Source organism: Pseudonocardia abyssalis (assembly GCF_019263705.2).
Classification (GTDB): domain Bacteria; phylum Actinomycetota; class Actinomycetes; order Mycobacteriales; family Pseudonocardiaceae; genus Pseudonocardia; species Pseudonocardia abyssalis.
On sequence record NZ_JADQDK010000001.1, the window covers coordinates 623,795 to 650,069 of the forward strand.

The window sequence follows — 26,275 nt, forward strand, 5'->3', positions numbered from 1 at the left end:
ACGACCCTAACGGCAGTTTGAGGCGGCGAGTCCGGTCGAAGCGGCGGCGGTAAAGGTCAGGCCGGTCGATGCCGCCGCGGGTGCTGCGTGCAATGTCCGTATCGTGGGGGTCGTGGCTCTTGACGCGGTCGGCGGTGCAGAGCGATCCGCCGAATCCGCTCGGGCCGGCCGACGTCGGCGACGGTGGCTGCTGGTCGTCGTCGTACTGGTCGTGGTGGTGATCGTCGACCAGGTCACGAAGGAGGCCGCGTTGCGCCTGCTCGTCGAACCGTGGCCCCTCTGGCCCGGTGTCGAGCTGGCCCTGTCGTTCAACACCGGCGCGGCGTTCAGCATGGGGACCTCGCTGACCCCGTTCATCACCGCCTTCGCCGGTGTCGTCGTCGTCGCGATCGCCTGGTTCGCCGGTCGGGCCGCCTCCGTCGGATGGGCGCTGGTGCTGGGCCTGGTCGGTGGAGGAGCAGCCGGCAACCTCGTCGATCGGCTGGCCCGCCCGCCGGGACCGGGCCGGGGTGCGGTCGTCGACTTCGTGGACGTCGCCTGGTTCGCCGCGTTCAACCTCGCCGATGCGGCATTGACGATCGGTGTGGCCGTGGCGTTCGTGCTGTCCTGGCGGGGACAGCCAGTTCTGATCACGTCGGGCGGCGCGGCGCGGTGACCCACGGTCGACCGGGAGTCGGCACCAGGGCGAGACGGCCGGTCGTTGGGCTATACGGGGTGAGCCCGGGGCGAGCGGTCGGGCAGAACAGCGCTGTCCCTGGCGGCGGCGGCCGCTGTGGCGTGGGGACCCCCTGAGTCCGGTCGACCACCGTATCGGTCCCGGGGTCGGGCAGCTGACGTGTTCGTCGGGGGCAGGCAGTGACGGTTGCCCAGGGCCTCGTGGCCGCGGTCATCTTCACCGAGCAGCTCATCGCCACCGCCTCCGGCGTCGTCCAGGTGTCCCTGCTCGCTGAGCAGCCCGCGACGCCATGTCGGCCGGATCGCCATTTCTCCGCCGAGCCCGAGGGGCGACTGCGCGGTCGGCAGCGTCGGGGCGAGGGTCGACGCGGGCGCGGCGGGGTCCCCGGGGCTCCTCGGACGTGCTCTCGGCCGTCCCCACGGGTCACGTGCCGTTCGTCGTGCCCTCGTCCCGCCGGATGACGCGCTGAGACCCACCCGGGTCGTCCGGCGCAGCGCGGTGGTCCGGACGGTGGTGTGCGGGCCCACTGGGCGCGCCCGAGTCGCCGGAGGGCGGCGTGCGTTCTCAGGAAAGCAACCGATCGCACCGACCTGTTCCTAGTGTGCGGGCATGGACGATGCCGAGTTGCCGCTCTCGGCCCGGGTCAGGTGCTCCTGGCTGGCGCTGGCGGCGGCGTGGACGTCGTCGCGGTCATCAGCGGTGATCCCGACGAGCTTCCGCGCTGGCCGACCTCGGAATCTCCCCATGTCGTCGGCCGTCGACGTGGCAAACGTCGTCGCGAACACCGACCCGGCTGCGGTCGTCGAACTCGTGCGGCTGGGCCGGTGCCCGGACACCGCTCGCGCCGCCGCAGGTGGGTGGCGGTGGCCCGTGACCCTCGCGGTGCCGCTCGCCGCAGCCGGGCTGCTCCACCCGGCCGTCGCGGTGGGAGCGGTCCTGATCGGCGCGGCCGGTGTCGCCGCGATCGGCCACGGCCTGCGGGCCCGTCTCCCGAATGGACCCACCCTCACCGAGCGGATCACGGAGAACCGCCATGAACCGACAACACCTCCGCCCGATCTGGACCGCCCGGCTGAGCCTGGTCGTCGTGGTGGCCGCTGCGGCGTCCGGGTGCGCGGCGGAGGCGGCCGCCCCGCCGTCGGCCATCCCGGCGCAGACCGCCCCGGACCCTTCCTCCGGAGAGCAGACGGACGGTCACACCGCGGCGGACGAACCCGTGCTGTACGCCGTGCAGAGTGGCCCGCTCGGTGTCGTCGTGACCGGCGGGGACGGACGGCTCCTCTACCGGTCGGAGGCCGACGACACGGCTCCACCCAGTTCGCGCTGCACCGACGCGTGCAGCAGGCTCTGGCAGCCGTTCACCGTCGCGTCCGGCCAGCAGCCCGTGCTGCTCGGCGTCGATCCGGCCTTGGTGGGCACCCTCATCCGGTCCGACGGCACGACGCAGGTGACGCTGGCGGGATGGCCCCTGTACCGGGATCCGGCCGACCCAGGTGGCTTGACCGACAGCGGCCGGCACGGCGAGAACGACCAGTGGTTCGTCGTCACCCCGACCGGAGACCGGGCCACGGCCCCGTCCTGACCGGCACGTGAGCAGACGCATGCCGCGCTCTGTCGTCGTGGCCGACCTCACCGGCTCGTCCCGTCCGCGCCCGCGGGAGGTTCTCGCCCTCCTGGGTGTGCCGCTGGCCCGTCGGGCTCGTCCTCCTCGTCGTGCTGCCGGTGTGTCTGCCGGTTGCCGCCGGGCTGCGACTGGCCACCGTGTCGCCCGGTCGCGGCGACCCTCCACGGATCGGGTCGGCCAAGCTGCCCGCCACGCTCGCCATCGTTCCGGGTGGAGGTTCCTCAGCCCGGGTGTGATCGATCGGGACCGGTGCCGCGGCGGGTCAGGCACCGGAACCAGCTGCCGCCGTAGAGGGGGAGCGCGATCACCAGCAGGACGAGCACGGGGATCCCGGCGAACACGCCGATCGCCTGGAGTGTGGTCATGAAGGGTCCTTCCGTGACGGGCACCCGCCCGGGAGCGGGCGGCCGTCCGTCGAGGTGAGGGATCGGGCGAGGGACCGCCGATCGGGGGTCAGCGCCGTGGACCAACACACCGAGCCGGTCACTCGGATCTTCGGTCCTGGTGCGGAACGTCGACGTTGCCGGATTCGTCATGCGCCTTCTCGGGCGCGTGGGCGTCGGCGTCCGGGCCGATGGAGGGGACACCGGCGATCAGTGCCCGGCGCTCGACGGCCCGTCGCCTGCGGTCGGGATCGGTCAGCTGCGCGACCAGCAGGCCGGTGACGAGCAGCGCCACCAGCCCGGCGACCACGAGCAGGGGCCAGATCTCGCGGCGTCCGGTGATCGCGTAGCTGGCCAGCACGAAGGAGGTCATGGCAGGAGTCCTGCCCAGTAGGGCCAGAAGCGCACCGCCACCAGCGTGGCGACCGCGACCAGCCAGGCGGCGAGCACGGCCCCGTGGTACTCGGCGAGCCGGGAACCGGCCGGTCCGCGGCCCAGGTTGTGCAGCGTCGTGTACCAGAACACGGTGATGGTCACGACCCACACAGCCATGCAGTACGGGCACAGCGCGCCGATCACGTAGAGGCTCTGCGCGATCAACCAGTGGACGAACAGGACACCGGCCGTCGCACCGACCTGCAGCCCCAGCCACATCCACCGGGGGAGGGCGGCGCCGCCGACCACCGCCGCACCGAAGGTGGCGACGACGGGGAAGGCGAGCAGGCCGATGAGGGGGTTGGGGAAGCCGAACACCTCGGACTGCGGTGAGGACATGATCGATCCGCAGGACAGGACCGGGTCGATGCTGCACGCCGGGACGAACTCGGGGTCCTCGAGCAGGGCGATGCGGTCGAGGGTCAGCGCGAAGGCGGCCAGGGCGCCGACGCTGCCTCCGGCGAGGAGGATCCAGCCGGTCGCCCGGCCCAGGAACGTGCCGACCGCGGCCGGGGGCGCGGTGCCCCGGGTCCGTACGTCGAGTGGGGACATGGACCTTCTCCTATCGGGCGAGGGCGAGGTCGAGCTGGGCCCGGAGGTCGTCGACCGACTCCGGCTCGAGCCGCGCGCCGTCGAGGAAGAACGTGGGAGTGCCCTGCACGCCGGCCAGCTCGCCGTCCGCCCGGTCCCGGAGCACGCGCTCCAGGGTGGCGGGATCGGACACGGCCTGGTCGTAGGCGACGAGGTCGAGACCCAGGTCGACGGCGAACTGCCGGAACAGGGCGGCCTGCGACTCCTGCTGCTCGCCCCACCGCGCCTGGGTCTCGAACATCGTGCGGTACATGTCCTCGAAGCGGCCCTGCCGGGCGGCCGCCTCGACCGCGACGGCGGAGTTCTCGGCGTTCGCATGGCTGGGGATGGGGAAGTAGCGGGCGACGAAGGTGACGCGGTCGCCGTACTCGGCGCGCAGCTGCTCGACGGCGGGGAACGCGGCCCGGCAGGACTCGCACTCGAAGTCGAGGAACTCGACAAAGGTGGCCCGGCTCTCGGACGGGGTGGACAGGAGGTGGCTGTCGGCGCGGACGAGTACCTCGTCGGGTATCAGCTGGGCGGCCGGTGGGCCGCCGGCGAAGCCGGGGACCGCGGTGTCGTTCCGAGTGAGGAGCAGGGCGCCGACGAGGACGGCGAGGACCACGAGGACGACGGTCAGGGTGGCCCGGAGGTTCTTGGTCATGATCCCTCTCTGGGTGCGGGCTAACGCGTGCGATGGCGGAATGCGCCGTGGGGCGGGACGTGACGGAGCTCGGCGGCGTCAGACCCGCGTGATGCCGACGGCGAGCAGCCGGTGGCGACCCGGCAGCAGGCGGCGCGGAGCCCAGGCGGGGGTGCCGCCCGCGGATGCCCACGCGGCGACGATGCCGGCCGCGATCAGGGCGACGAGTGCGAGGGCCGGGTCGGCAGGCGGCAGGCAGTCGTGGAGTACGGCACGGGCGGGAACCGCGGTGACCGGCGCGGCGCCCGCCTCGCACACGGCGTCATGCCCGAGCCCGTGCCCGACGTCCTGGATCATGGCGGCCGGTGCGGGACCGGTCGGGGCCAGCAGCGCCTGGCAGGCGAACAGCTGGGCCAGGATCGCGATCGCCAGCACGGCACGCGTGCCCCATCCGGCCGCCGGGCGGCGGGAACGGGGCACGCGGACGATGCTCATGACGTCAGCGACGATAACAACGGACGGGTGCGGCAGATGGCGCGGGCTGGCGTCAGTCCTCGAACGACACGTGGACATGGTCCATGTGGTTGGCCGTCACCCCGCCGCGGTCCTCCATGGCCTCCCAGCCCGACCCGGTGTTGATCCGCTGCCGGTAGATCACGTACTTGATCCCGAGCCGGTCCATGTTCTCGACGGCGTACTCGGCGAGCTGCTCACCGGGGTCGCGGTCGACCATGAGATCGAGCGCTAGCCCGGCGGGGTGGTCGGAGGTGCCGGCACGACCGGCGACGCCGTAAACGGTGTCGACGCCGAACCGGCAGCGCAGCTCCGTGCCGGCATCGGCCACCGCGGGTTGGACGGTCTCGAAGCCGGAGTCGCCTGCGGCGCAGCTGCTCGCTCGACGTTCCTCCTCCTCGCGGGCGGCGGCCGCGGCGTCCGCTGCCGCCTCGGCCTCCTGCCGGGCGCGCTGTTCCTCGCCCAGGGTCACGGCCTTGACCAGAGCCCCGGCGTCGAAGGTGGTGGGCTCAGGCGCGACCGGTGCGACGCTGGACAGAAGGGTGGGGCCGTCGGGGAATGCCGGCGACGTGAGCGTGTCGAGCTGGACCGCGGCCGGTGCGACCTCCGCCTCCGCGATGGGCAGGTGCTCACCGGTCGCGAGTGCGCCGCAGCTGACGGCGGTGACGGCGAGGACCCCGGTGGATCCGTAGCGAGCGGCCAGACTGCTCGTGCGGGTGTGCCGCGCACGGGCGGATGGTGCGGGGGCGGGACGTGCGCGCGCCGTCGATCGGCGCGATGGGGCGCTGTGCCGTGCCACGAACGGACCTCTCGTGCCGGACGGCCGGTCGGAAGCGAGCGGGGAGCAGGCGGAGCGGGGAGCGTCCGTTTCCGTTCCGTTACCGGGCCGTGGTCCTGCGACCGTACGAAACGGACACCGACCCCGGCGAGTCGGGGCCCCGGTGACGCGGCGACCGCGTCGCTCGGTGCTGTGAGCGGTGCCCGGACCGTTGCTACGGGCCCCCGAGCCGCTGGGCCGGCTCGGCCGGTCAGACGTCGATGCCGCGTTCCTGCAGCCACGCGGTCGGGTCGAGTTTGCTGCCGTCGACGTCCCAGATCTCCAGGTGCAGGTGCGGCCCCGTCGAGAAGCCGCGGTTGCCCACCTCGGCGATCTGGGCACCGGCGGACACCTGCTGCCCGACCTCGACGTAGGTGCGGTTGATGTGGCCGTAGACCGACCGGCTGCCGTCGGGATGCCGCAGGACCACCCACAGGCCGAAACCGCTGGCCGGACCCGACTTCTCCACAACACCCTCGGTCACGGCGAAGATCGGCGTGCCGATGGCGTTGGCCACGTCGAGGCCGTTGTGGGTGCGGCCCCACCGGGGACCGGACAACGACGTGACCCGGCCCGTCACCGGTTGGGCGAACGCGCTGTCCCCGAACAGCGCCGCACCCGGAGCGCCAGCGGCGAGGGCCGAGTCGAGGATCGCCGCCTGCCGGGCGAGTTCCTGCCCGATCTCGACGGCCTTGGTGAGGTTGCGGACGTCGACGGGGGAGTCGTCCGCGTGTGCGGCGGCCACGGCGTCAGGTAGGGGCTGGTCACCGCCGACGCCGTCCCAGGAGGCCGCGGCGGTTGCCGCCGTCGTGTGCGCGTCCGGGACGGGGAGCATTGCGCTGAGCACGATGGGCTCGAGATCGTCGCCGACGGCGACGATCATCGTCTCGGCCGCGGCCACCGCAGCTCCCGCCGCCACCGCGGCGACGAGTGTGCGCGCGCAATAGGTACCGCCGGGAGGCGGTGGCAGGCGGTGCGTCCTGCCGGCCGCGACGATGCCTGATGGCATCGTCCGGTCGGGCTCGGACGCCCGCGCGCCGCTGGGGGAGCGGTGGCGCGCCACGACGGAGTCCTTCTCGACATCGATCCGGCGGCGGGCCTGTGGGGGAGCTCGGACCGTCCGTCGTGATCGGGTTGTGATCGAAGTACCCGGACGTTAGCAGGGCCGTCGCAACGCCGTCAGAGGGGCGGCGCCCGTCTCCCCGTTGCTGTTCCGTGACCATGGCACGGCCGCGGACACGATCGGGTTCAATCCCGTGCCCTCACTCGGACCCGGCCGTTGCACGGGGTGTCGAGTACGGAAAGGACCAGCATGGGCAGCTACGGGGTCGTGGGTCGGCGCGTGTCGTGGAGAGGGCGCCGGGGTGCGGTCGTGCTTGCTCTCGTCGCCGCCACGCTGGTCTCCGCCGGAACCGTCGCCGTGGCCCAGGAGGTCGGCCCGCCGGTCGTGCCGGGCACTCCCTGCACCGCGACCGCCGTCGCGTGCGTCGACCTCGTCGGCCTCCGAGCATGGCTCTTCCAGGACGGTCAGGTCCTCCGGGGGCCGGTGCCGATCAGCATCGGCGCCGGCGGTGCGGACCGCACGCCGCCCGGACGGTTCCAGGTCGAGTGGAAGAACAAGGACCACATCAGCGGGGAGTCGGGCGCGCCGATGCCCTACGCGGTGTTCTTCGCCCCCGGCGGCATCGCGTTCCACGAGGGCAACCTGCAGACCAAGTCCGCGGGCTGCGTCCGCCTGGCTCACGACGAGGCCGCTGCGTTCTTCGACTACCTGCAGGTCGGTGACGAGGTCCAGGTGCAAGACGATGCCGCGTAGCGCCTGCTAGAGTTCGTCTCATGCGCATCCGTGCATGAGACGAGCCGGGAGGTGAGGGACGTGGGTCAGGGTCATGGGCACGGTGCCGCGACATCGGGCGGCCGGCATCGCCGGCCGCTGGTCATCGCGTTCGCGCTGACCGCCGGGTACATGGTCGTCGAGCTGGTCGCCGGGCTGGCATTCGGATCATTGGCGCTGCTGTCGGACGCCGCCCACATGGGCACCGACGTCCTCGGGCTGGGCATGGCACTGGCCGCGATCACGCTGGCGCAACGGCCGGCCACCTCGCAGCGCACCTACGGCACCTACCGGCTCGAGGTGCTCGCCGCACTGGCCAACGGCCTGCTGCTGTTCGGCGTGGCCGGATACGTGCTCTACGAGGCCGTGCAGCGGCTTTCCGATCCGCCGGACGTGCCCGGTCTCCCGCTGCTGGCCGTCGCCGTCGTCGGTCTGGTCGTGAACCTGATCAGCTTCCGGTTGCTCACCGCGGGGTCGAAGGAGAGCATCAACCTGCGCGGCGCCTACCTGGAGGTGCTGGCCGACATGCTCGGATCGGTCGGCGTGATCGTGGCCGCTATTGTGATCTACACCACCGGCTGGCCCTATGCCGACCCGATCGTCGGTGCCGCGATCGGCCTGTTCATCCTGCCGCGGACCTGGACGCTCACCGCGCAGGCGCTGCGCATCCTCATGCAGGTCGCCCCGCCGGGGATGGATGTCGAGGCGATCCGGCGGCGCATCATCGAGCTGCCCGATGTGCTCAACGTCCACGACCTGCACGTGTGGACGCTGACCTCGGGGATGGAGAACGCCTCTGGGCACGTGGTGGTGGCCGATGGCGCCGACTACCACGATGTTCTCGACCGGGTCCTGGCCCTGCTGGCCGACGACTACGGCATCACCCACGTCACCGTGCAGTGCGAGCCGGCCCGTCACGAGGATCGCGACACACCGGTCTGACGCGCCGACCGCTCCGCCCGGTCGTCGACCAGTGCACCGAACACGAGGCCGAGCACGGCCCACAGCACGACCTGGCCGCCGATCGACGCCAGCCGGAAGTCGTAGAGCACCGTGGCCGGGAAGTCCGCCGGGGTCTCGTCGACGGTCGGCAGCAGCAAGCCCACGATCCCGGCTGTGGCCAAGTAGGCCCCGATGGCCGTCAGCGTGGCGTTCCACGTCCCCAACCGCGCGGTGAGGCTGCGCTGCAGCATCACGGCCCCGATCGCCAGGGCGACCGAGATGATGATCAGCGCGACGTAGGGCCCGGTGCGTTGGCCGACCGAGGCGCCGAGGGTCGACGCCGGCGGGTTCGCGGGGTACTTGAGGAACGGCACCGCCGCGACGGCGACGAAGCCGACAGCCGCGATCACGGCCGCGGTGGCTCGGGGGCCGAGGCGTCCGACCCGGCCCACGACCGCGGAGTAGGCGAGCGCGACGAGTCCGCCGATCACGACACCGTAGAGCACGGCGGCGACACCGAGCCCGACGGTGCTCTGGATCCCGCGGCTGACCAGCGGGGCCTCGGCGGCGTCGTGCGCTCCCCCGACGTGTTCTTCGTAGGCGATGGCCCCGTCGACCGCGCCCTCGCCGAACAGGTAGGCGAACACGAAGTAGGTTAGCCCCGCGGCGAGACCGGCGGCCATGCCTCGGAGCAGGAGTGTCTTGACCATGACCGCTGCCTGCCGTCAGTGGCAGGGGAAGCCGAGGAGGTGGCGGCCGTCGTGCAGGAACTCGTGCAGCACGCTGCCCGAGATCAGTGACGTGGCGCCCTGGTCCATGCCGACCAGGTACAGCAGGGACAGCAGAACCGCCCCGGCGAAGACGGCCCACGGGGCGACCTCGGTGAGGGGGATGGCCGCGGGTGCGGAGCGGGGAAGTGCTGCTGCCTGAGTCATGGTCGGTCTCCTCGTCGGGGCGGCGGCACCCGGAGATGCCTATTGCCTGATTGTCTGAACAGTCATTCAGGTAATTATGCTGACCTGCGCCGACGTCGTCGTCAAGGGTCGTCTGGTATCGAGGGAGGCACATGGGTGACAAGCTGACCCTGGTGTCCCATTCGTCCACCTCCGCGACGAACACGGCGGCCTTCGCGTCCGACGAACCCCTCGACGACCGTGGTGCGCAGTGGGCGGCCGACGCCGCGGGAAGCGTGCCGCGCGCGGCTCGGGTGCTGTCGTCACCGGCGGCGTCGTGCCGCCAGACGGCGCAGGCGCTGGGCCTGGCGGCGGCCGTCGTCGAACCCGCGTTGACGGACTGGGACCTCGGCCGGTGGCGGGGCCGTACCCTCGACGAGGTGGCCGCTGAGGAGCCGGACGCCGTCCGGGCCTGGCTGACCGATGCCACGGTGGCCCCGCACGGTGGTGAGTCGCTTGCCGAGCTGTCGTCACGCGTGACCCGTTGGCTGGAATCCGCCTCCGGTGAGGGTCACACCGTGGCCGTCACCCACACCGCCGTCATCCGCGCGGCCGTGCTCGCCGTGCTCGGCGCGCCGCTCACGGCGTTCTGGCGCATCGACGTCGCGCCGCTGACCGCCACCGTCGTCGGCGGCAGCCCGGGCCGGTGGCGACTGGTCGCCACGGCGTCGCACCTCCGGGTGCGGCGGTGAGGCACCCACGATCAGAACGGTAGGACGCCACACAGCACGGAGCCCACCACGACCGGCCCGGCGAGCAGCCCGATGGATCCGGTGGTGAGCAGTACTCGCGTCCACTGGAGCGTGCCGCGGCTCGGGCGCGACATGAGCCGCTCCGCGCGTCGGATCACGCCGGTGGCGGCGGCGGCCAAGGCCGCCCCCGGGATGCTGACCGGTGCGGTGAGCGCCAGCAGGGCGCTGACGAGGTGTCGTGCGTCGCGGTCGCGATCGCGGACGGCCGCGTCGTCGGCACACATCTCCACCAGCCGGGCGAGCTCGCGGTGGCCCGCAGTGAACAGCGGTATCCGTGGCATGACCCGGGCCAGCGCGCTGCTGAGGCCACGAAGCAGATGATGGCGGCCCGTCAGGTGGGCCCTTTCGTGCGCCAGGACGACGGCGAGCTGGTTCTCGTCGAGGGCGTGAAGCGCAGGGCGGCTCAGGACGATCGTGGACGGACGTCCGGCGATCGCGTAGACGACCCTCTCCGGCACATCCAGGATCACCGCGCCCAGAGCGTCGTCGTGTCGTCCGAGCAACCGGGCGGCGTCGGCATGGCGGTGCATGCGAGCGCGGAACCGCAGCAGCGCGCGACTCAGTCCGAACGCCGTACCGACGGTCCCAGCGGTCAGAACGACCGCCGACCCGACCGCCAGCCACTGGCCGACGGTGCCGTGGGCGCCGAGCGCCGCCGCGCAGAACGAGGCGAGGCACCGGTCCACGACGTGCCGGACGTCAGGGGACAGGAGTACCTCGGCCGCGATCAGGAGTACCGCGACCACCCACGCGACCAGGGCGCCCATGAAGGCCGCCAACCAGATCGTCACGCCGAGCGTCGGTGCCCGATCGAGGTGTTTGCGGTGCGCCAGGACGCGTGGCGCCAGGACCGCCACGACGATCCCGTAGCCGATCAGGCAGACCGCCGCATCGAGCCCGTTGAACCCGCGCATCACGACCTCCTCCGGCTCGGTACCCGCTAACCGTCGATGTGTTCCGGTTCCGTACGCGATCAGGTGCCGTTCGGCTATGTCGTGCCGTCCTCGTCCATCCGGGTCAGCAGCTCGGCGAGGCGACGGGTGTCGGCCTGGTCCATCTGCTGGACGAAGTGGGTGAGGATCGTGTGCGGGTCCCCGCCGCTCCGCAGGGCGAGGCTCATGAGGTCGGCGGTGTGTTCCGCCCTGCTCGCGGTCGCCTGGTACCGGTGCGTGCGCCCCTCGCGCCGACGTGTCAGACGTCCCTTGCGATACAGGTTGTGGACGACGCTCATTACCGTCGTGTAAGCGACGTCGCCTCGGGACGCAAGGCGTTCGTGCACCTCCGGCACCGTCGCGCCCTCGGACGACGTCCAGATCTGCTCCATGACGGCGGCCTCGAGCTCACCGAACCCGCGCACATATCCCCCCGTCACATCTCGACGTCGCAGACTAGCCCGTCGTCGCGAGGGCGGCCTCGACGGCGGCGGCGACCTGTGCGGGGTCGCGGAATACCAGCGGGTCGGTGACGCGCACGGCCGAGCCGTCCGGGCGGACGACCCAGTTGGTGGGGAGGACCGGGGGTGCGCCCAGGGCGGCCTGCACGGCGTTGTCGGGATCGAGCACCGAGGGGTAGAGCGGATCGAGCTCGTCGGCCATCGCCAGGGCGTCCGCGGGGCGGTCACGCACGACAACTCCGACCACGTCGATCGCGTCCGGTCGCGCCGTGTAGGCGTTCAGGACGGGGATCTCTTCGCGACACGGTGCGCACCAGGACGCCCAGAGGTTGAGCAGCACCGGCCGTCCGGCGAGCGCGGCGCCGAGCGGCACGGCGCCGACCTCGCTGAGGCAGGGCACGACGACGTCGGCCAGCGGCCCCGGCGGGACGGGCGCACCCGAGGGGACGGGACAGGGCGGTAGCGCGGCTGCGGCTCGCGCCGGGCCGAGCGCGGCGTCGTCGGGCCGTTCCGCGAGCCGTTCCGCCGCGACCGGCAGCGTGTCGGCCGCCGCGTCGGGGTAGGCGTCGGGTCGGGGCCAGAGAGCGACCACGCCGGCGACGGTGAGCACGACGACCAGCACCGTCCACCGCAGCTCCGAGCTCATCGTCCGGTTCACAGCGGGAGGGTGTAGCCGGCGATGGGCCCGCGCATCCACGCGACGAACTCGCCCCAGGCCCCCGTCACCAGCAGGGTGCCGAGCAGGATGAGCATGACGCCGCCGACGATCTGCATCCCCCGGATGTGCCGCCGCAACCACCCGGCGGTGCGCACAGCCCAGCCGGTGCCCAAGGCGATGAGGACGAACGGCACGCCCAGCCCGGCGCAGTAGGCCAGCACCAGCACGATCCCGCGCGCGGTCGAGGGGCCGACCTGGGTGCCGGTCGCCAGGGCGATCACCCCGGTGAGGGTCGGGCCGAGACACGGGGTCCAGCCCAGCCCGTACACCGCGCCGAGGACCGGGGCGCCGGCTAGCCCGACCCGCGGGACGTGGTGGATCCGGACGTCACGTTGCAGGGCCGGGACGAAACCAAGGAACACCAGTCCCATCGCGATCGTGACGACCCCGCCGATACGTTGCAGCAGCAGCTCGTTGCCGACCAGCCAGTCCGACAGGCCGAGTACGAGCAGCACCCCGGCGGTGAACACGACGGTGAACCCGCCGACGAACAGCAGCGCGGCTCCGGCGACCCGCCACCGGCCGGTCCGGGTCGTGACCCCGTCGCCGGAGACGCCCTCGTCACCGACCAGCCCGGCCAGGTAACCGACGTAGCCGGGCACCAGCGGCAAGCAGCAGGGGGAGGCGAAGGAGATCGCCCCTGCGGCCAGGGCCAGCGCTACGGCGACCAGCAGCGGACCGGAGACCGCGAGCTCGGTGAGCGTGTTCATGTCCCGCCCCCGCCGTTCGGTGCCGGCTCCTCGGCGGCGACGCGCTGCACCACGGGCAGCAGCTCGGAGACCCGTACCGCGGTGAGGAACACCGCGGCGACCCGGTGCTGCCGGTCGAGCACGATCGTCGAGGGCACCGTGCTGCGGGGGAACCCGCTCAGCGCCAGCAGCGAGCGGCCGGGGTTGTCGTAGATCGAGGGGTAGGTGATGCCCCGGTCGACCATGAAGTCACGGGCGGCGTCGGCGCTGTCCCGCACGTCGATGCCGAGCAGAGTGACGCCCTCGGGCTGCATCTGCTCGTGGATCTGCTGCAGCCCGGGCATCTCCTCGCGGCACGGGCCGCACCAGGCCCCCCAGACGTTGAGCACGACGACCTGGCCGGGGAAGTCGTCCAGGCCGATCGTCGTACCGGGTTCGAGCAGGTTCTCCCCGGACAGCCCGGTCACGGTTCCGCGGGACTCGGGCGGGTCGTACAGGATGCGGGTCTGGCCCCCCGGGGCGACGAAGGTGAACCCGGCGGCCTGGCTGGGTGCGGTCCCGTCGGGCCGGCTGAAGCTGCAACCGCTCAGCGCCACGAGCAGCGCCACCACGACGGCGGCCGCGACCCGGCCGCGCGGGCGGCGGAGTGGGGCGGGATGCATGTCACCTCCGAGAGCGTCGTCGCTACTACTATGCGCTGTAGAAGAAGCGGAGCGGGCGGCGGGGTGACAGGCGCCGTTCGGCGTCCTATCATCGTCGAATGGCGATGACATCGGGAACTGCTGTGTCCGGCAGGCGCGGTCTGGAACCGGCGGCGGCGCTGTTCCACAGCCTGTCCGACACGACCCGGCTGGCGATCGTGCAGCGACTCGCCCACGGCGAGGCGCGCGTGGTGGATCTGACCGAGCAGCTCGGGCTGGCCCAGTCGACGGTGTCCGCGCACCTCGCCTGCCTGCGCGACTGCCGGCTGGTCGTCGGCCGCCCCGAGGGGCGGCAGGTGTTCTACGCACTGGCGCGTCCCGAGCTGTGGGATTTGCTGGTGGCGGCGGAGACCCTGCTCGACGCCACCGGCTCAGCCGTGGCGCTGTGCCCGGTCTACGGCGCCGGCGGCGCGGGTGCCGACGATGAGTGACGCGTGCTGCGGCACCGACGAGCCGCGTCCCGAGGCCGCGGAGGACCGCGAGCCGGAGCGGCTGTGGGAGGTCTCCGAGCTGCGCTTCGCCGCGGCGTCGGGGGTGCTGCTCGTGGGGTCGCTGGCCGTCGGCTGGGCCTCGGGTCCGGCATCCGTCGAGCTCGCGCTGCAGGTCGGCGCGCTGGCGCTCGGCGGGTGGACGTTCGTGCCCGCCACGCTGCGCCGCCTGGTCCGGGGCCGGATCGGGGTCGGCACGCTGATGACGGTCGCCGCGGTCGGGGCGGTGCTGCTGGGCGAGATCGGTGAGGCCGCCATGTTGGCGTTCCTGTTCTCGATCAGCGAGGGACTGGAGGAGTACTCGATCGCGCGCACCCGGCGCGGATTGCGCGCGCTGCTCTCGCTGGTGCCCGAGCGGGCCACCGTGCTGCGCGGCGGGGCGGAGGTCGTCGTCGCCCCGGCGGAGCTGCGGGTCGGGGACACGATGCTGGTACGCCCGGGGGAGCGCCTCGCCACCGACGGGCGGATCACCACCGGCCGCACCGCACTGGACCTGTCCGCGATCACCGGGGAGTCGGTGCCGGTCGAGGCCGGGCCCGACGACGAGGTGTTCGCCGGGTCGATCAACGGCTCGGGGGCGCTTGAGGTGCGGGTCACCAGCACCTCCGAGGACAACTCGCTGGCGCGGATCGTCGCGATCGTGGAGGCCGAGCAGGCCCGCAAGGGCGAGGCCCAGCGACTCGCCGACCGCATCGCCCGGCCGATGGTCCCCGGCGTGCTGGTCGTCGCCGCGCTGATCGCCGGGGTCGGCAGCCTGTTCGGGGAACCGCTGGTGTGGATCGAGCGGGCCCTGGTCGTGCTCGTCGCCGCCTCGCCGTGCGCGCTCGCCATCTCGGTCCCCGTCACCGTGGTCGCCGCCGTCGGCGCCGCGAGCCGGATCGGCGTCCTGGTCAAGGGCGGGGCCGCGCTGGAGGGTCTGGGCCGGATCCGCGGCATCGCGCTGGACAAGACCGGCACGCTGACGCGCAACCGGCCGGCCGTCATCGAGGTCGTCGCCACCGGTGGTGCCACAAGCGACGAGGTGCTGGACCTGGCCGCCGCACTGGAGGCGCGTAGCGAGCATCCGCTTGCCCGGGCGATCCTGGCCGCCGTCGATTCGCCCACCCCCGCGGCGGACGTGGAGGCTGTGCCCGGAGCCGGGCTCACCGGCCGGCTCGACGGGCGGGCGTTGCGCCTGGGTCGTCCCGGCTGGATCGACGCGGGCGAGCTGGCCGGCCCGGTCGCCCGGATGCAGGGGTCGGGGGCCACTGCGGTGCTGGTCGAGGCCGACGGGCGGCTGCTCGGGGCGGTCGCGGTCCGCGACGAGCTGCGCCCCGAGGCTGCGGAGGTCGTCGCCCGGCTGCGCGGCGACGGGTACCGGGTGGCCATGCTCACCGGCGACAACGAGGCCACCGCGGCGGCGCTCGCCGCGCAGGCCGGCATCACCGAGGTCCACGCCGAGCTGCGCCCGGAGGACAAGGCCGCGCTGGTGGCGGCCCTGCGGGCCGAGCGACCCACCGCGATGGTCGGTGACGGTGTCAACGACGCCCCGGCCCTGGCCACCGCGGACGTGGGGATCGCCATGGGCGCGATGGGCACCGACGTGGCCATCGAGACCGCCGACGTGGCGCTGATGGGCGAGGACCTGCGGCACCTGCCCCAGGCCCTGGGCCACGCGCGGCGCGCCCGCGCGATCATGCTGCAGAACGTGGGCCTGTCGCTGGCCATCGTCGTGGTGCTGGTGCCGCTGGCGCTGCTCGGGGTGCTCGGGCTGGCCGCCGTGGTCGCGGTGCACGAGCTTGCCGAGATCGTCGTGATCGCCAACGGCGTCCGGGCCGGGCGGGCCCGCCCCCTCGCGCCCGCCGGGCCGCAGGCCACGGCGGTCCCGGCCCCGGAGACGGTCCGAGCCCGGTGAGCGGCCGGGCCGTCAGCCGACGGTGCTGAAGGTGGTGCCGCCGTCGGTGGAGCGATGCACGCCGCCGGCGGTGGCGGCCAGCAGTTCGTCCGCCGTGGCGGTGACGGCCTGGGGTCGGCCGCCCGGCACCGTGCCGGCGGCGGTCCAGGTGGCGCCGGCGTCGGTGCTGGTGTGCACCCCACTGTCCAGGTCGAGGCCGTACACCGTGCCGTCGGGCGCCCACGACACGTACGCGAGCTGCGGCCCGGTCGGGGGTGCGAACGTGCGCCCGCCGTCGGTGCTGAGCGCGGTACCGCCCTGCACCGTCGCCAGCACCCGCTGCCCGGCGCCGGGTTCGACCGCGATGTCGAGCGCCTGGACGGCGGCCCCGTCGTCCCAGGTGCGCCCGCCGTCGGTGCTGGCGCGAAGGAGCCCGTTGGTGGCGTCGTAGCCGTACACCGTGTCCCCGGCGACCTCAAGGGCATGGAAGTCGACCTCGCCGGTCAGCGACAGCGGCGTCCAGGTCGTGCCCCCGTCGGTGCTCTCCGCGAGCCCGATCGGCTCGGGCAGGGTGTCACCCGGCCCGGGGTGGCCGCTGGAGAGGAACCGGCCGGGCCCGGCGACGGTGAAGCCCATCAGGTCACGACCGGCCGCGCCTGCCGGAACCAGCCCGTCGGGTCCGCTGCGGAACAGCCCGTCGTGCGAGGCCACGTAGACGGTCCCGTCGGCCGGGTCGGTCCCCACGCCGTGCACGTGCTCGAAGACCGGCCCGTCGGCGTCCGGTGCCGTCGTGCCGGGGGAGGAGCATGCGGTCACGGCGAGGGCGGCGAGTACGAGGGCCGTCATGGCCCGGGAGCGGTGGGGCATGGGTCTCCGGTTCGGTAGGCCGGTGCGCAGCCGGCGTCGGTTCGGGGGTGAGGGACAGGTTGCCGGCCAGCGCACGACGAACTGCTCGAAGCGGGGGCCGGCGGGGGTGTCGAGGACCAGGCGGTGGCCCCCAGGACTGCACCGTCAACGGGACAGCTGGGCCCGGGAAGGGCGATACCAGCAGGTCGTCGCCGTCGGTGACCCGGAAGCCGAGCTGTCGCACGGTGTCGGCAGACAGCCGCGCCGGGTCGTAGGTGATCCGTACCGTGCCGTGCTCCAGCGCGCGTGCACGACCGCCGCTGGGTAGACCGGGTCGGCCGAGGGGACGTACACGCTCCACGGAACGGTGACACCCAGGCTCCCGGGTTCGACCGACTGCTGCGTTCCAATGATACGGATGAGGTCCTCCCGGGTGATGCGTGCCCCCCCATCGTCTACTAAGACCTGTAGAAGTAGACGGTCGGCCCGGTGCGTTCCCGTAGAGGCGCCTCGGGCTGAGGTCAGGCTCATCACGACAGGTGGTCGTGGCTCGGTGGCTCACCCCGCGGGACTGCGCTAGAGGCTCGCGTGGCTGCGCATACATCGGGTGCCGACGAGCAGGCTGAAGCCGAGACGGACGAGGCTGGCGGTCACGGCGAGGACGCCGACGGTCGAGGGGCCGACCGAGTGGATGGCCTGCACGAGCAACGCCAGGTTCATCAGGGTCGCGGCGGCGGCGACCAGCGCTCCGCGCAGAGGGCCTGTGGCGACGCCTGCCCGGTGTTCCCCGGCAAGCGCTACCTGGACTGGCACCTCACCGACCCCGCCGGCAAGACGCCCGCGGAGATCCGGCCGATCCGCGACGACATCCACGCTCGGGTCCGGGCCCTGCTGGCCGAGATTGTCCTGACGTGACCCCGTCGGGGCTGTTCGTCTGCGTCCGCGCACGTTCAGCCTGGCCGCCGAGACCGTGGACCCGGACCGCTCGGCGGCGTCGACGGTGGTGGACCGGCGACGGCCGGGCATAGGGTTGGTGGATGGCTCCGAGTGGTGTCGATCCTGCAGTCGGCCGGTTCCGCGATGACCCTCAGCCGCAGCGCACAGCGGGGTGGGAGGCTCAGGTGCCGACGTTGGAACCGGTGGTGGCGCCGTGTTGGTGCTGCGCCGGTGAGTTCGCTGAGGTCGACCTGGTTCGGCTCGGCGCTCGCCCGGAGGCGGCGATCTGTCTGGACTGCGCGCGGTTCGTGAAGCGGCGGGCGGTGGCCAGGCGCGACGAGCATCGTCGGACACCCTTCGGTGCGGTGCGCGGTGGTGTGCAGCGGGTGCGGGACCGGGTGATCAGCAACGGGTGGCACGAGCGCGGGCCGTTGGGCGCGTTCCTGCGCCGGCTGGACCGCTTCCTGCCATGAGCAGGGCCGTGCGCGTGGAGGTCGTGCGTCATGAGGGTTGCCCGCTCGCTGCGGCGGCTGTGGACCTCGTCCGGAGTGCGTGCACGAGCTGGGTATCGACGGCGTCGTCACGGAGCGTGTGGCGCGGTACCCGTCGCCGACGGTGCTGGTCGACGGCCGCGACGTGATGTGCGCTCCGGGCGATGGCACGCCCATCGAGGCGTGCCGGCTCGACGTGCCGACTCGTGAGCGGGTCACCGATGCGTTGAGATCGGCGTCGCTCCAAGACGGATGAGCGTCGGTCGGGTCGCCGACTCGCGTGACCGTGGCACGTTGCCTGCGGCGAGGACCGCGGCCACAGCGGTGATGGCGGCCAGTAGGCCGAACACGGGTGGGTAGCCGCCCAGAGCGTCGGCGAGGACCGCGGCCACGGGAGATCGCGGTCGCGACCATGGCCGGGGCGGTAAGTGTGCCGGGGAGTTGGTCGTAGTGGGGCGAGCGCAGCGCGGCTTCGGCGATGACGGTGACCTGATGGGCTTCACGGTCGCCGGGCCCGGCCGACGGCCAACGGCGGCGCGGCCATGTTGTCCCGGACGCGATCCGGGGTCAGCGGCTGGCTATCCACCTGGGGCAGGGTGCCGACCCGTTCGCGGGCACCTGCGGTGAGGAGCGTGGAGGCGTCGACGGCCGAGCTGCCCTCGTCGTCGACGCTGTCGGTGGCGATCTTCTCGCCGGGCCGGACGACGAAGCGGTCGCCGACGGCGAGCTGTGCGGTCGGGATCCGCACCTCGACCCCGTCACGCAGGACCGCGACGTCCTTCGCGCCCAGTTCGAGCAGCGCGCGGAGGGCGGCGCCGGCGCGGCGCTTGGAGCGGGCCTCGAAGTTTCGGCCGGCCAGGATGAACGTCGTGACGCCCGCCGCGACCTCGAGGTAGATGTTGGAGCCGTCGGTCGGCGCGCCTGAGAAGTCGAACGAGGCAAGCTGGAACGGGCGGGTCATGCCCGGCACGCCCGCGGTGCCGAACAGCAGCGCTTACAGCGACCAGGCCGCCAGTGGATCGTCGTGGTCCCGTGGTATCGGCGGATCGGGCACCTACTATGCTGCGTAGAAGCGAGGCGGCCCACCCGGGACTCTCGGGGGTAGTTCGCTGACTCGCCCGGTGCGCCACCGCCGCTTTCTGGGCATCAAGCTGACGGCCGGGTCTGGGTTTGGATACCGGGTGCGAGGAGGGCGGCGCGATGAGCCAGAGCCGTGACATCGCGACTCCCGGCACGCGTACCGCGGCGTTCGCAGCGGTAACAACTGTGCTGGTTGCGGTGACCGCTGGTGCTGTGGCCGGGAGTCACCCGCTGCACACAGCAACTCTGGGTGCAGCCGCAATCGCACTGGGGCTAATGCGCCTGGCGCAGCCAGGCCGACATCGAGGCTACTTCGCCGCAGCCAGCGGCATGCTGGTCAGTGAGCCCGTCGTGCATGCCGCGATGGCCGTTCTCCCATATGGGACCGAGCATTCCGGCGACCGCGCGATCCTCCCGCTGCAGATGGTGTTGGCCGTGCTCGTCATTGCCGCTGTCGCCGGGGCGGAAACCCTATATCTGCTGGCCGGTGCGTTGTGGCGGGCGCTTCGGCTACCGCGGCGCCCTCTCCCGGTCCCCGGGCGACCGACGCCACCGCTCGTTGACGTTCTCGCAGCAGCCGTACCCGGACCCGGGGCTGGCCAATTCCGTCGCCGCGGACCTCCGTCGAGGCTGACCGTCGCCTGATGCGACTGCACGTGCCGCCTGGGGGGTCGAACCGCAGGCCGGCGCAGGTCTCCACGGGTCCCGCTCGACGCAGTTCGCCTCGTCGTCAGCCAGCCATGCTCAGGTAGCCGCACTCGGAGTTGCTGTGCACCTTCACCGTTTGACGAACCCCCACGCGGTTCTATCCGTCCGCGGGGTTCGACGATGAGCACCCTGGAGGCGGTGTTGGTGTTCGGCGGGATACCGCTGGCCATCGTCGGAGTCATCGCCGCGGCCGTCTTCGCCGCTGCACCGCGTCGCGCGTCGCAGCAATTCGAGCCGCCGGTCGGCATCATCGCCGAACAGGCGCCCTGCAACGTGCGGAACACTGACGACGGCCGGGAGATTCACAATTCCTCGGATGAGTCCTCGCAGGCCGCGTCACGCGCGTGCTGGACGGTGCGGTGCGCCGAGTGCGGCATCAAATACTCCGAAGGCCCGGACGCTGTGCATTTCACCGGTCCTGTCCACGGAATATCGGTCACAGCCGCGCACGGCTGGCGGCTCGCCGGAGCCAGGATGCGATGCCCGAAATGCGCTTGATTCGCCGCCCTTTCTGCGTGCTTGTCGTACCGTTCACAGCTTATGTAGCCGACCCGTCCATGAGGGAGTGATCCCGTCGTGGGCCCACAATTCTGCTAATCCCCGACTGAGCTGCGTGGCGCCCCCGCTCCGCCGCTGCGAGGTGTAATCATCGATGACTGGTGACTCCGGTTCCCGTTCCCGAGTGCCCGTTCTGCTGATAGTGCTAGGTCTACTACTGGTCGCTATCGCCGGGGCGAATCTGCTCTCGCCCGACCCCGCACCGACACCGCAGGCCGCGGTGCCCGTCGCCGGGCCCAGCGCTCTCGACGAACTGATCGACAACGCACAGCGGACTCTGCGGCGCAAACCCGAAGACGCCCCGCTGTGGGCGCGGCTCGGCGCCGCCTACACCGAGCAGGCGCGAATCACCGGTGACCCGTCGTACTACGGCCAGGCGCAGGGCGCGTTGGACCGCTCGATGCAGATCGACCCCGTCGACAACGGCGAGGCGCTGATCGGGTTGGGCCAGCTGGCCAACGCCCGTCACGACTTCGCGGCCGCGCGCGACTACGGAGAACAAGCACGTCCACTCCGGCCCTACACCGGTGAGGTATACGGCGTTCTGGTCGACGCCTACGCTCAGCTCGGCCAACCTGATGCCGCAACTGCCGCCCTCGAGAGCATGCTGGATGTCGAGCCCGGTCTCGCCGCCTTCACCCGCGCGTCCTACGACCTGGAGCTCCGCGGCCGCGTGGACGACGCCAGGGCGGCCTTGGAGCGGGCGTTGTCATCCGCATTGTCACCCGAGGACGTCGCGTTCTGCCGCTACTACCTGGGCGAGCTGGCCTGGAACAGCGGGGACGTCGAGGAAGCGGCTACCCAGTACACGGCCGGTCTGGACGCACGGGCCAACGATGTCGCCTTGCTGCAGGGCATGGCCAAGGTCGCCTACGCACAGGGGCGCACCGACGATGCGCTCGCCGCCTACCAGGAGATCACCAACCGGGTACCGCTACCGGGATACCTATTGGAGTACGGCGAGTTGCTGCAGGCCGTAGGTCGCACCGATGAGGCACAGGCGCAGTACGACGTCCTCGCCGTCCAGCAGCGGCTCTACGCCGCAGGCGGGTCCACCGACGACCAGGTTGCCGCGCTGATCGCGGCCGACCACGGCGAGCCGGCGGATGCGTTGAGGCTGGCTGAGGCCGAATGGGGCCGGAGGCAGAGCATCTTCAGTGCCGATTCGATGGCCTGGGCCCTGTACGCGAATGGCCGCTATGCCGAAGCGATCACGTTTGCGGACCGCGCCGCTGAGCTCGGTTGGCGAAATGCAAGCTACTTCTATCACCGCGGAATGATCCTGGCCTCGCTGGGTCGCCGCGATGAGTCGCTGGCGGCTTTGAACGAGGCGATGTCCATCAATCCCTACTTCAACCCGCTGCAGGCACCGATCGCCCGCGCGACGATCGCCTCTTTGGAGTCTGGGTCATGAATCTTCTTACGGAAGGTGTAAGAGGGACTTCCGAATTCGACGCCATGAGACTGACGCCGGGCGAGAGGGAATCGCAGTTCTCAGGTGTTGCTCAGGCGTCCCTCCTGATCTTGCTGTCACCGCAGCCGAATGTGATGAGGATTAGATGATGGTCAGCGGAAAGAAGAGCAAGCGAACCCGCCGGGAACGGAGCAGGCCCTCGCCGGTGACCGACCGGTCCACCCCGTGGGGGACGATCGCTGCGGTATTGGTGGTGGTGCTGTTCGCGGGCGGTGTCTTCGGCTACGCCCTGCTGGAGTCCCAGGCCGGCAACGCGCGTGCCGAGGCGCTTTCCGCCTTCACTCCGTCGGCGGCCAACCAGGATCCCTCGACACAGATCCCGGGAGTCTCCGAGCAGACCTACGAGGGCGGCCAGCACGTCGGCCCGACCGAGCAGGTGGCCTACACCCAGTCCCCACCGACCGGTGGCACGCATGACCAGGCGTGGGCCGCTTGCTCCGGCGTGGTCTATGACCAGCCGGTGCGTAGTGAGAACCTGGTGCACTCGATGGAACACGGTGCGGTATGGATCGCCTACAACCCCGACCAGCTCGGCGGTGCCGCCCTCGAGCAACTCGTCGACCGTGTTCAGGACCGGCCGTACATGGCGCTGACCCCGTACCCGGGTCTTGACCAGCCGATCGCGTTGCAGTCCTGGGGGCATCAGCTCAAGCTTGCCGACGCCGCCGACCCCCGTATCGACCAGTTCGTGGCCGCGCTTCGCGCCAACCCGAACACCCATCCTGAGAACGGGGCCAGCTGCGACGCGTTGGGGCCCGGCCAGTTCGACCAGGACGCTCCACCGCCCTACCAGCCTGCCCCACCGGCCTCAGCGGCCGGGCAACCCGGCGTCCGGGCCGAGACCGAGACCGCCGCAGAGCAGCCCACCGGAGACGGATCATGACCGGCCGGACACCTGCCGACAGCGCTGACACCCGCGCCGACACCTCAGCAGACGTGTCGCCGATCGAGTCGGCCGGACCGGCGCATTGGCCCCGGAGGGTGATCGCAGCGGGTGCGGTGCTGGCGCTGTTGCTGCTGGCGGCAACCGGAGGCCTGCTCCTCGGGCGCTTCGGCGCTGCGGGGTCGGCCGTGCCGGCCGCGGACTCGGTCGACGTCGGGTTCGCCCAGGACATGAGCGTGCATCATCGCAACGCCGTGCAGATGGCTAGCTGGGCGCGCGACAACAGCGGCGATCCGACCGTCCGCCCCCTTGCTTTCGACATCGAATCCGGACAGACCGCCCAGATCGGTCAGATGCAAGGCTGGCTCGCCCTATGGGACGCGCCGGCCTTCCCGGTCAACGGGTACATGCGATGGATGTCGGACATGAGCACGGAGCTCGGCATGGGCCACACCGCAGACGGCAGGGCACGGATGCCGGGAATGGCTTCGACAGAGGACCTCGCCCGGCTCAGGGCCAGCACGGGACCAGCCGCCGATGTGCTGTTTTTGCAGTTGATGCTGCGCCATCACGAAGGCGGCGCCGGCATGTTGAGCTACGCCGCCGAGCGGGCCGGGCGGCAGCAGGTGCGAAACCTGGCCGCCCAGATGCTCACCGCCCAGACCGCGGAAAGTCAGTCCATCCGTCAGATGCTCGCCGAGCGGGGCGCAGCCCCACTACCAGCCTGATGGTCCTCGACGCCCTGCCCGAGGGTCTCGGACCGCCCGCACTGTCCGGTGGCGCGTTCGGTGCCAACCGATCATCAGGGGCGGCATCAATGATCGGCAACGTCGTCTCCTCGCGACTCGACGACACCGGCAGACGCGGCCACCGATGTCGTAGACAGGCGATCACCGGTGGCACCTCAGAGACATCGATGACGGCCTACCGGCATCACCTACAGAAGCAGGGTGACCAGTGAGCGCACAGCCCTCCCCACCGATCGACGGACCGGTGTCCCTCCCGGAGGCGCCTGCGCCCGTTGCGCCGCGGTGGCACGCACGCTTCGGCGGCCCTCCGCGTCGCACCGTGCTGCTGGGCCTCACGGGTTCGGTGCTCCTGGTTCTGGGCGGATTCGGTGCGGGCGGGATACTGGTTCGGGATCCGGTGCTGACGAACTCAGCGCTGGGCTTCTGGCGCTACGGTCACGGCCGCGAGGTGGCGACGGCGCTGGTGTACCTCGGCGTCGGGCTCCTGGTGTGGGCGTGGGTGCAGCTGGGACGCGACGTCCTTGCGAGCCGGGTGAGCGGGCGCGCGGTGCTGAGCACCGCCGCGGTGTGGCTCGCACCGATGCTGGTGGCGCCGCCGCTGTTCACCCGCGACGTCTTCAGCTACCTCGCCCAGGGCACGCTGCCGCTGCGCGGTCACGACCCCTACCAGGTCGGCCCCGATGTCCTGGGGGACGTGCTCAGCGAGAACGTGCACTACTTCTGGCAGGAGACCCCGGCTCCCTACGGGCCGCTGTTCATCCTGCTCGCCCAGGGCATGGCCTGGCTGTTCTCCGCCACCGGGCAGAACATGATCGTCGGCGTCGTCGGGTGGCGGCTGCTCCTGCTGCCGGGCCTGCTGCTGGTGGTCTGGGCGCTGCCCGAGCTCACCCGGCGCCTCGGCGGGCGGGTACCGGTAGCGCTGTGGATCGCGGTGGCGAACCCCGTCACGGTGATCCACATGGTCGGCGGGATCCACAACGACCTGCTGGTCGTCGGACTGCTGGCCGCGGGCAGCCTGTTCGCGCTGCGCGGGCGGCACGTCACCGCGATCGCGATCGTGACAAGCGCGATGGCGGTCAAGGCCACCGCCGGGGTGGCACTGCCGTTCCTCGTGCTCGTGTGGGCAGCCCGGCTCCCGGGCTCGTTTCGCGTCCGGCTCGCGAAGGCGACTGCGGCAGGGCTCGGCGTATTCGGCGTCGTGTTCGCCTTCTGGACCTTCGTCGCGGGGTTCGGGGTGGGCTGGCTGCCCGCCCTGTCCGCGCCGTCGATGATCGTGAACTGGCTGTCGATGCCGACCGGTGTCGGCGAGCTGGCGTTCACCGCCGTCAACCTTGTCGCCGAGGTCGACAAGCAGCCGTTCGTCAACGTGGCGCGGATCCTCGGCGCGTCGGTGCTGCTGGTGATCGCTGTTTGGCAGTGGTGGGCGGCCCGCGACGGCGGGCCCGACGCCGTCCGCCAGGCGGGCGTCGTGCTGCTCGCTGTCGCCGTGCTGTCGCCGACGATGCTGCCGTGGTATTTGAGCTGGGGCATGGTGCTGTTGGCGATGACGGCCTGGACGCCGCGCGGCCTCGCGTACGTGGTGTTCGGCTCGGTGTGGCTGCTCATCGTCTACTACCCGGACGGCGAGACCGCGCTCTACAACTGGCCCTACCTGGCGGTGTGCGCGCTGCTCGCCGGCCTGGCGGCGGTCTCGCTGCTGCGGCCCGACCCGCTGCACTTGGCCGCTGGCGCCCGCGGCCCCCGCTCCGCCGTGACCGGCGCCCGCGACGACCGCCGGCGCCGTCCGCGACCGCTGTGAGCGGTGCCGGGTACCCGGCGGGCTGATCTCACCACAGCGATCGCTCGGCCTGCTGCGCGGGAGCTGGCGGTAGATCGTCCCGGCCGACGCCAGGGCCGACCGGCTCCGCCACGGACCGCGGAGCCGGATGGCGGCGGTCGTGGGAGCGGTGTCGCCGGTCGTCTGGGTCGAGTCGGTGGATGCGATCGCCTACGAGTACCGGCGAACCTCAATCTCGGATGCGAGGGCAGCTATCCGACCGCAGGGGCGTCGCTGTGCACCTGAACCTCGTCGCCGACCTGGAGGTAGTCGAAGAACGCCGCCGCGTTGTCCCGTTGCATGCGGATACAGCCGTATGAGCTGGTCTGCAGGCTGCCCTCGTGGAACGCGATGCCGCCGGGGGCGAAGAACACCGAGTAGGGCATGGGCGTGCCGTACTCGCGGCTCACCCAGTCCTTGGCCTTCCATTCCACGGCATATCGGCCGGGTGGTGTGGGGTCGAGCTCGTCGCCGATGCTGATCGGGACCGGGCCGCGGAGGATGCGGCCGTCCTGGAACAGCCAGGCCTGCAGCCCGATCAGGTCGGCGCAGGCCCTGGCCGTCACCGTGCACGGGGTGCCCGGCACGAGCGGGGCGGGCACGGGAGGCCCGGGTATCGGCCCGGCGAGTGCTATCGAACCCGCCGACAGCAGCATCGCCACGACCAACCCGATCATGGCAGCCCGACGGCGAACCCGGCTGAGCGTGCGCATGGAACTCCTCACTCCTG

General features: G+C 71.9%; 31 protein-coding genes and 2 pseudogenes. 15 read left to right on the forward strand and 18 right to left on the reverse strand.

The window, feature by feature from the left end; translation table 11 throughout:
* Positions 1-112: 112 nt before the first annotated feature.
* Entirely contained in the window at positions 113-655 is a 543-nt protein-coding gene (gene lspA / locus I4I81_RS03010) for a signal peptidase II (protein WP_218601123.1), read from the forward strand.
* Between the two features lie 1,054 nt (positions 656-1,709).
* The gene (locus I4I81_RS03015) at positions 1,710-2,258 is read left to right on the forward strand and encodes a COG4315 family predicted lipoprotein (RefSeq protein WP_218601122.1); all 549 of its coding nucleotides are present in this window, start codon (positions 1,710-1,712) and stop codon (positions 2,256-2,258) included.
* Between the two features lie 263 nt (positions 2,259-2,521).
* Here I4I81_RS03015 and I4I81_RS03020 read toward each other — a convergent pair whose 3' ends face one another.
* From I4I81_RS03020 to I4I81_RS03050, 7 genes are all read right to left on the reverse strand, one after another.
* Positions 2,522-2,665, reverse strand: a complete 144-nt coding sequence (locus I4I81_RS03020) for a hypothetical protein (protein WP_218601121.1) — start codon at positions 2,663-2,665, stop codon at positions 2,522-2,524.
* A gap of 118 nt (positions 2,666-2,783) precedes the next feature.
* Positions 2,784-3,056 carry a hypothetical protein gene (locus I4I81_RS03025; protein ID WP_218601120.1) on the reverse strand — a complete coding sequence of 91 codons (273 nt, stop codon included), beginning with the start codon at positions 3,054-3,056 and terminating at the stop codon, positions 2,784-2,786.
* A complete protein-coding gene (locus tag I4I81_RS03030; protein ID WP_218601119.1) occupies positions 3,053-3,670 on the reverse strand; it encodes a vitamin K epoxide reductase family protein in 618 nt (205 codons plus the stop codon). Before I4I81_RS03030 ends, I4I81_RS03025 begins: the two co-directional genes overlap by 4 nt.
* Positions 3,671-3,680: 10 nt before the next feature.
* Complete coding sequence (locus tag I4I81_RS03035; RefSeq protein ID WP_218601118.1) at positions 3,681-4,352, reverse strand: DsbA family protein; 672 nt, start codon at positions 4,350-4,352, stop codon at positions 3,681-3,683.
* 78 nt (positions 4,353-4,430) lie between these two features.
* The gene (locus I4I81_RS03040) at positions 4,431-4,826 is read right to left on the reverse strand and encodes a hypothetical protein (RefSeq protein WP_218601117.1); all 396 of its coding nucleotides are present in this window, start codon (positions 4,824-4,826) and stop codon (positions 4,431-4,433) included.
* 52 nt (positions 4,827-4,878) lie between these two features.
* Positions 4,879-5,643 (reverse strand): VldE C-terminal domain-containing protein, encoded by a 765-nt coding sequence (locus I4I81_RS03045; RefSeq protein ID WP_226363709.1) that lies wholly within the window; start codon positions 5,641-5,643, stop codon positions 4,879-4,881.
* A 229-nt stretch (positions 5,644-5,872) separates the two neighbouring features.
* Positions 5,873-6,562 (reverse strand): M23 family metallopeptidase, encoded by a 690-nt coding sequence (locus I4I81_RS03050; protein WP_226363710.1) that lies wholly within the window; start codon positions 6,560-6,562, stop codon positions 5,873-5,875.
* Positions 6,563-7,033: 471 nt separating this feature from the next.
* On the opposite strand from I4I81_RS03050, the gene I4I81_RS03055 reads away from it, so the two are divergent.
* Positions 7,034-7,477, forward strand: a complete 444-nt coding sequence (locus tag I4I81_RS03055) for a L,D-transpeptidase (protein ID WP_226363711.1) — start codon at positions 7,034-7,036, stop codon at positions 7,475-7,477.
* 60 nt (positions 7,478-7,537) lie between these two features.
* Positions 7,538-8,437: a cation diffusion facilitator family transporter gene (locus I4I81_RS03060; protein ID WP_218601115.1), complete on the forward strand. Its 900-nt coding sequence runs from the start codon at positions 7,538-7,540 to the stop codon at positions 8,435-8,437.
* Here the strand turns inward: I4I81_RS03060 and I4I81_RS03065 are convergent.
* Together I4I81_RS03065 and I4I81_RS03070 are read right to left on the reverse strand one after the other, a co-directional pair.
* Positions 8,410-9,147, reverse strand: coding sequence for a CbtA family protein (locus I4I81_RS03065; RefSeq protein WP_218601114.1), 738 nt, complete (start codon positions 9,145-9,147; stop codon positions 8,410-8,412). The two genes, I4I81_RS03060 and I4I81_RS03065, sit on opposite strands and share 28 nt — an antisense overlap.
* A gap of 15 nt (positions 9,148-9,162) precedes the next feature.
* Positions 9,163-9,372 carry a CbtB domain-containing protein gene (locus tag I4I81_RS03070; RefSeq protein ID WP_218601113.1) on the reverse strand — a complete coding sequence of 70 codons (210 nt, stop codon included), beginning with the start codon at positions 9,370-9,372 and terminating at the stop codon, positions 9,163-9,165.
* A 131-nt stretch (positions 9,373-9,503) separates the two neighbouring features.
* Between I4I81_RS03070 and I4I81_RS03075 the strand changes: the two genes are divergently transcribed.
* Positions 9,504-10,082, forward strand: coding sequence for a histidine phosphatase family protein (locus I4I81_RS03075; RefSeq protein WP_218601112.1), 579 nt, complete (start codon positions 9,504-9,506; stop codon positions 10,080-10,082).
* 11 nt (positions 10,083-10,093) lie between these two features.
* On the opposite strand, the gene I4I81_RS03080 is transcribed toward I4I81_RS03075, so the two are convergent.
* The 5 genes from I4I81_RS03080 to I4I81_RS03100 form a co-directional block, all read right to left on the reverse strand.
* The gene (locus I4I81_RS03080) at positions 10,094-11,056 is read right to left on the reverse strand and encodes a M56 family metallopeptidase (RefSeq protein WP_218601111.1); all 963 of its coding nucleotides are present in this window, start codon (positions 11,054-11,056) and stop codon (positions 10,094-10,096) included.
* A 74-nt stretch (positions 11,057-11,130) separates the two neighbouring features.
* Positions 11,131-11,514 (reverse strand): BlaI/MecI/CopY family transcriptional regulator, encoded by a 384-nt coding sequence (locus I4I81_RS03085; protein ID WP_308187731.1) that lies wholly within the window; start codon positions 11,512-11,514, stop codon positions 11,131-11,133.
* A 16-nt stretch (positions 11,515-11,530) separates the two neighbouring features.
* Positions 11,531-12,193 (reverse strand): TlpA family protein disulfide reductase, encoded by a 663-nt coding sequence (locus I4I81_RS03090; protein WP_226363712.1) that lies wholly within the window; start codon positions 12,191-12,193, stop codon positions 11,531-11,533.
* Positions 12,190-12,963: a cytochrome c biogenesis CcdA family protein gene (locus I4I81_RS03095; protein WP_218601109.1), complete on the reverse strand. Its 774-nt coding sequence runs from the start codon at positions 12,961-12,963 to the stop codon at positions 12,190-12,192. Before I4I81_RS03095 ends, I4I81_RS03090 begins: the two co-directional genes overlap by 4 nt.
* Positions 12,960-13,604: a TlpA family protein disulfide reductase gene (locus tag I4I81_RS03100; RefSeq protein WP_218601108.1), complete on the reverse strand. Its 645-nt coding sequence runs from the start codon at positions 13,602-13,604 to the stop codon at positions 12,960-12,962. Before I4I81_RS03100 ends, I4I81_RS03095 begins: the two co-directional genes overlap by 4 nt.
* A 98-nt stretch (positions 13,605-13,702) precedes the next feature.
* Here I4I81_RS03100 and I4I81_RS03105 point away from each other — a divergent pair, with 98 nt between their 5' ends.
* Both I4I81_RS03105 and I4I81_RS03110 read left to right on the forward strand, forming a co-directional pair.
* A complete protein-coding gene (locus I4I81_RS03105; RefSeq protein ID WP_225924470.1) occupies positions 13,703-14,074 on the forward strand; it encodes an ArsR/SmtB family transcription factor in 372 nt (123 codons plus the stop codon).
* Entirely contained in the window at positions 14,067-16,025 is a 1,959-nt protein-coding gene (locus tag I4I81_RS03110) for a heavy metal translocating P-type ATPase (protein WP_218601107.1), read from the forward strand. Before I4I81_RS03105 ends, I4I81_RS03110 begins: the two co-directional genes overlap by 8 nt.
* Before the next feature lie 12 nt (positions 16,026-16,037).
* On the opposite strand, the gene I4I81_RS03115 is transcribed toward I4I81_RS03110, so the two are convergent.
* Complete coding sequence (locus tag I4I81_RS03115) at positions 16,038-16,871, reverse strand: F510_1955 family glycosylhydrolase (protein ID WP_225926486.1); 834 nt, start codon at positions 16,869-16,871, stop codon at positions 16,038-16,040.
* Positions 16,872-17,010: 139 nt separating this feature from the next.
* A pseudogene (locus I4I81_RS31520) lies at positions 17,011-17,454 on the reverse strand (thioredoxin-like domain-containing protein); the annotation flags it as partial.
* Here I4I81_RS31520 and I4I81_RS03125 point away from each other — a divergent pair.
* The 3 genes from I4I81_RS03125 to I4I81_RS03135 all read left to right on the forward strand — a co-directional run bounded on the left by I4I81_RS03125 (position 17,439) and on the right by I4I81_RS03135 (position 18,533).
* Positions 17,439-17,765, forward strand: a complete 327-nt coding sequence (locus tag I4I81_RS03125; RefSeq protein WP_226363713.1) for a low molecular weight phosphatase family protein — start codon at positions 17,439-17,441, stop codon at positions 17,763-17,765. The pseudogene I4I81_RS31520 and the gene I4I81_RS03125 overlap by 16 nt on opposite strands.
* Before the next feature lie 206 nt (positions 17,766-17,971).
* Positions 17,972-18,259: a hypothetical protein gene (locus I4I81_RS03130; RefSeq protein WP_218601104.1), complete on the forward strand. Its 288-nt coding sequence runs from the start codon at positions 17,972-17,974 to the stop codon at positions 18,257-18,259.
* Between the two features lie 79 nt (positions 18,260-18,338).
* Positions 18,339-18,533 carry a hypothetical protein gene (locus I4I81_RS03135; RefSeq protein WP_225924471.1) on the forward strand — a complete coding sequence of 65 codons (195 nt, stop codon included), beginning with the start codon at positions 18,339-18,341 and terminating at the stop codon, positions 18,531-18,533.
* A gap of 342 nt (positions 18,534-18,875) precedes the next feature.
* Here the strand turns inward: I4I81_RS03135 and I4I81_RS03140 are convergent.
* Positions 18,876-19,271: pseudogene (locus I4I81_RS03140) on the reverse strand (P-type ATPase actuator domain-containing protein); the annotation flags it as partial.
* A 914-nt stretch (positions 19,272-20,185) separates the two neighbouring features.
* Here I4I81_RS03140 and I4I81_RS03145 point away from each other — a divergent pair.
* The 5 genes from I4I81_RS03145 (at position 20,186) to mptB (ending at position 25,527) form a co-directional block, all read left to right on the forward strand.
* Positions 20,186-20,563, forward strand: a complete 378-nt coding sequence (locus I4I81_RS03145) for a hypothetical protein (protein WP_218601103.1) — start codon at positions 20,186-20,188, stop codon at positions 20,561-20,563.
* A gap of 184 nt (positions 20,564-20,747) precedes the next feature.
* Positions 20,748-22,037: a tetratricopeptide repeat protein gene (locus I4I81_RS03150; protein ID WP_226363714.1), complete on the forward strand. Its 1,290-nt coding sequence runs from the start codon at positions 20,748-20,750 to the stop codon at positions 22,035-22,037.
* Positions 22,038-22,242: 205 nt separating this feature from the next.
* Complete coding sequence (locus tag I4I81_RS03155) at positions 22,243-22,980, forward strand: thioredoxin-like domain-containing protein (RefSeq protein ID WP_226363715.1); 738 nt, start codon at positions 22,243-22,245, stop codon at positions 22,978-22,980.
* Complete coding sequence (locus tag I4I81_RS03160) at positions 22,977-23,708, forward strand: DUF305 domain-containing protein (RefSeq protein WP_218601101.1); 732 nt, start codon at positions 22,977-22,979, stop codon at positions 23,706-23,708. Before I4I81_RS03155 ends, I4I81_RS03160 begins: the two co-directional genes overlap by 4 nt.
* 340 nt (positions 23,709-24,048) lie before the next feature.
* The gene (mptB, locus tag I4I81_RS03165) at positions 24,049-25,527 is read left to right on the forward strand and encodes a polyprenol phosphomannose-dependent alpha 1,6 mannosyltransferase MptB (protein WP_226363716.1); all 1,479 of its coding nucleotides are present in this window, start codon (positions 24,049-24,051) and stop codon (positions 25,525-25,527) included.
* 230 nt (positions 25,528-25,757) lie between these two features.
* Here mptB and I4I81_RS03170 read toward each other — a convergent pair whose 3' ends face one another.
* A complete protein-coding gene (locus I4I81_RS03170) occupies positions 25,758-26,147 on the reverse strand; it encodes a L,D-transpeptidase (protein WP_226363717.1) in 390 nt (129 codons plus the stop codon).
* Positions 26,148-26,275: the final 128 nt, after the last annotated feature.